We start from the raw sequence: 4,073 nt of genomic DNA, 5'->3' as shown, positions 1-4,073 counted from the left end.
TGCGTAAAATGTTTGTCTTAGAGTTTAAAGTTAAAGCTAAAACTCAACAGTATCAAGCCATAGACGATGCTATTCGTACTGCTCAATTCATCCGTAACAAATGTGTAAGGTTATGGATGGATACAAAAGGTACGGGTAAGAACGATTTATACCGATATTCTCAAGAATTAGCTCAGGACTTTAAATTTGCCGATGAACTTAATTCAACTGCTAGACAGGCAAGTGCTGAACGTGCTTGGAGTTCAATTAGTCGTTTTTACGACAACTGTAAACGTAAAGTATCAGGCAAAAAGGGGTATCCTCAATTTAAAAAATCTCGCTCTGTTGAATACAAACAATCAGGATGGAAGCTTCTTAGCCCTAAAACTGTTAAGTTCACTGACAAGAAAAACATTGGTGTTCTTAAGTTGGTAGGAACTTGGGATTTAGGGTACTTTCAAGAATCCGATATTAAACGGGTTAGGTTGATTCGGAGAGCGGACGGTTATTATTGTCAATTTGTCCTTTCTTGTGACGTTAAAGAAGATGTTAAACCATCAGGTAAGTGTATTGGCTTAGATGTAGGTTTGGCTTCTTTCTATACAGATAACAATGGCAACAAGGTTGATAATCCTCAATTCTTGAGAAAGTCCGAGAAACGATTAAAACGACTTCAAAGGCGATTATCTAAAAAGAAAAAGGGAAGTAAAAATCGTCAAAAAGCTAGACAAAGATTAGCTAAAGCTCACCTTAAAGTAAGTAGGCAACGTCAAGACTTTGCTGTGAAATTAGCAAGGTGCGTAGTTCACTCTAGCGATGTGATAGCCTACGAGGATTTAAGAGTTAAGAACTTAGTCAAGAATCATTGTCTAGCTAAATCGATAAATGATGCGGCCTGGTATCAGTTTCGGGAATGGATAGAGTATTTTGGGGTTAAATTCGGCAAGATAACGATTGCTGTCTCACCGAATTATACAAGCCAAAACTGTTCAAACTGTGGTGAAACTGTCAAAAAATCTTTATCGACTAGAACCCATCAGTGCAAATGTGGATGTGTTTTGGATAGGGATGAAAACGCCGCAATCAACATCCTTAAAAGGGGACTAAGTACGGTAGGGCATACCGGAACCTTTGGGCTCGATCCAATAAACGCTTGGGGAGAGAATACCTCTACTTTTTCAGAAGCAATTCTGTCTAAGCAAGTAATCTCTGTGAACCAAGAATCCCCGTCTCTTTAGAGCGGGGAGTGTCAACTCGTCTAGTTTTTTACTTTAACGGCAAGAGTTACGGACGCTTGTATCAGTTAATTGATCACATCAACGATTTAAGTCCTGTAGTTGCCCTAGAAGAGCATCCCGAGAGAAAATAAACCCTAGGCCAGAGTTTCCGGACAGTATCCTAAACCCTTAGTAAATTGTTGCCGAAAAGCCTCTATATCTTGCTGATCCGGGGTACCATGGGACACGATCGCCACTTGATAACGACGCATGACATCAATGGGGGATTGTCCTGTTTCCAAACTCCAAAAAACCATCTGGAGACGCATTTCCGGTTGATAGGTAATCCCTAACTCATTCATGTAGGCGCGAAAATCGCCGTGTTGGCAAGGAGTCAGCATTCGATTAAACTTTACCTTGACCACCCAACCGTTAATCTGATGGATAACCGTCATCACGGAGGAAGGCAGATGAGTCATCGATCGCAGGTATTCGGTGACTCGTAGCGTTAAACTAGCATTAGCAAGAAAATAGAGATAGTCCATAGTGGCCGCCGGGCTATTGGCTAATAGTCACGATTAGTGTTATATATCTAAGTCTGACGATAAACCGTTCTCGATACCAAGGGGAGAAATCCCCGATTTAGTGAAGTTCGCCTGGGTAGGATTACCCAACTTTTGCGAAGATTTTTATGATGATAATGACGATGATCCCTGACCAATTACTCTCCAGCTACGATTATCACCTTCCTCCGGAGTTAATTGCCCAAAATCCCGCAGAACCCCGAGACAGTTCCCGTCTTTTGGTAGTAGATTCTCCTAATAGTCATAATTTGGCTATTTTTCGGGATTTACCCACTTGGTTAGAGTCGGGGGATTTGCTGGTTTTCAACGATACCCGCGTGATTCCGGCCCGTTTATTTGGACGTAAAACCACGGGCGCACCCGTAGAAATATTACTATTAGAAGAACAAGATGACCATCGTTGGTTATCTCTAGTGAAACCGGGAAAACGCTTTAAAGTCGGTTCAGAAGTCCTTTTTTATCCGAAAACAGGGCCGACGGAAGACCAAGAAAAATTATGGTTAGCGAAAGTAATCGATCGAGATCTGAACACCGGTGGTCGTCTGCTGCAATTTCAACGTCATCCCAGGCGCAGTTTTTGGGATATGTTGGAGGAGTACGGTCATATTCCTTTCCCCCCCTACGTCACCGAATCAGAGGCGGAAGAAGACCGTTATCAAACAGTTTACGCCGATAAACAGGGTTCTGTGGCCGCTCCCACGGCAGGATTACATTTTACTCCCGAATTATTCCATAAGCTCGCCCAGAAGGGTATAGATACCGCCTATATCACTCTTCATGTAGGAGTGGGAACCTTTCGTCCCGTGGAAGTGGAAAATATTACAGAACACCTAATGCACCAAGAATTTTTGCAGATTTCCGCCGAAACTGCCGAAAAAATCGCCCAAACAAAGGCTAGAGGTGGCCGGGTTATCGCCGTGGGAACCACGGTAGCTCGCGCCTTGGAAGGGGCAATTAAAGAAAGTAAGAGCGAGAAATTAACCGCTTTTCAGGGAAAAACGAATTTATTTGTCTATCCTGGTTATCAATGGCGAGTTATCGACGGCATGATCACTAATTTTCACCTACCCAAGTCCAGTTTGATGATGTTAGTCAGTGCCTTAATCGGACGGGAAAGACTACTGGCATTGTATCAAGAAGCTATCCAAGAACATTTCCGTTTCTATTCCTTCGGTGATGCTATGTTAATCCTACCCAGCGCTCGCAGCAGTAATCGGTAAGTAGTTGCACAAAATTACATTCATACCCTAGAAAGAAGGAGGAGCAGAACTGCGGAAAGGGCAACAGGAAAAGCAAAAATATGTGTAAGCGGCCCGCGCATCTAAATTGGTCTAGGTCGATTATCGAACCACCTCTGGCCTGTTGTCTATCCTAACCAAGAAATGAAAAGAAAAGAGCTTAAAATCGGTCGCCGCTATTCTGGCAAATCTTGGCAAATATTTGTAATTATTGCCTTCATCGCCGCCGCTCCCTTTGCTATTTTTTATCTGATTGCCTTGGCTTATCTTTGGCAAGGCGATCAACTTTTGGCCGCGGGGGAGAAGGAATCGGCTCTGTCTGCTTACCGAACAGTTTTATCTTTTGACGAAAATTCAGTCCAAGCCCATATAAAAATCGCTCAGGTCTTGCAAAGTCAAAAACGCTATTCTGAAGCCTTAAAAGCCTATGATCGTGGCTTTATCGTTAATCATAAACCACCGATGGAACCCTCCCAAAGTAATTATTTAGTGGCTTTGGGGGATATCTTCGCGCAGGAGGAAAAATGGTCAGAGGCGATCGATGCTTACCAAAAAGCAATGATCATTAAACCAACTTTTAAAGCGCAATTTCAGCTAGGAAAAGCCCTTTATAGTTTACAACGTTGGGATGAGGCGGCGAAAGCTCTGCAAGCAGCGGTTTTTCTCGATCCTACTCAGGGAAAGGCCTATTTTTATCTGGGAAAGGCCTACAGTGAACAGCAACTCTGGCCAGAGGCCAGTTATGCCTATCAGCAAGCTCTAGAATTGATACCTAGTCAGGGTGAAACCTACAAAAAATTAGGAGAAACCCTAGCAAAACAGGGAAAATGGCAGGAAGCAGAGCAAATATATCGACAGGCTTTAATTTACACCCCTAAAGATGGGGATATTTATAATTATTTAGGCAAAGCTTTAGCGGAACAGGGAAAACTAGGGGAAGCGATGGCAGTTTTTCAACAGGCACGCCAAATTAGCCCCAAGAATGCTAATATTTACGAAAATCTTTGTTATATCTATATCAATAGCGGTCAGATCGATGAGGGTCTAAATTGGTG

The 4,073-nt window shown here is 42.8% G+C and carries 4 protein-coding genes and 1 pseudogene; 4 read left to right on the top strand and 1 reads right to left on the bottom strand.

Annotation, left to right across the window (positions count from 1 at the left end; translation table 11 throughout):
* Positions 1-8 precede the first annotated feature (8 nt).
* Positions 9-1,217 (top strand): RNA-guided endonuclease InsQ/TnpB family protein, encoded by a 1,209-nt coding sequence (locus PX636_RS10990; protein WP_288117175.1) that lies wholly within the window; start codon positions 9-11, stop codon positions 1,215-1,217.
* 17 nt (positions 1,218-1,234) lie between these two features.
* Positions 1,235-1,348, top strand: a pseudogene (locus PX636_RS10985) (LOG family protein); the annotation flags it as partial.
* 3 nt (positions 1,349-1,351) lie between these two features.
* Here PX636_RS10985 and PX636_RS10980 read toward each other — a convergent pair.
* Entirely contained in the window at positions 1,352-1,741 is a 390-nt protein-coding gene (locus PX636_RS10980) for a hypothetical protein (protein ID WP_288117171.1), read from the bottom strand.
* A 161-nt stretch (positions 1,742-1,902) separates the two neighbouring features.
* Here PX636_RS10980 and queA point away from each other — a divergent pair, with 161 nt between their 5' ends.
* Both queA and PX636_RS10970 read left to right on the top strand, forming a co-directional pair.
* Entirely contained in the window at positions 1,903-3,000 is a 1,098-nt protein-coding gene (gene queA, locus PX636_RS10975; RefSeq protein ID WP_288117173.1) for a tRNA preQ1(34) S-adenosylmethionine ribosyltransferase-isomerase QueA, read from the top strand.
* Between the two features lie 162 nt (positions 3,001-3,162).
* Positions 3,163-4,073 (top strand): tetratricopeptide repeat protein (locus tag PX636_RS10970; RefSeq protein WP_288117170.1); only part of this gene is annotated, 911 nt, incomplete at its 3' end.

The organism is Microcystis sp. M53598_WE2 (assembly GCF_030067735.1).
Lineage (GTDB): Bacteria > Cyanobacteriota > Cyanobacteriia > Cyanobacteriales > Microcystaceae > Microcystis > Microcystis aeruginosa.
Note: the sequence above shows the minus strand (reverse complement) of the source record. Positions and strands in the feature narration are given on the sequence as shown.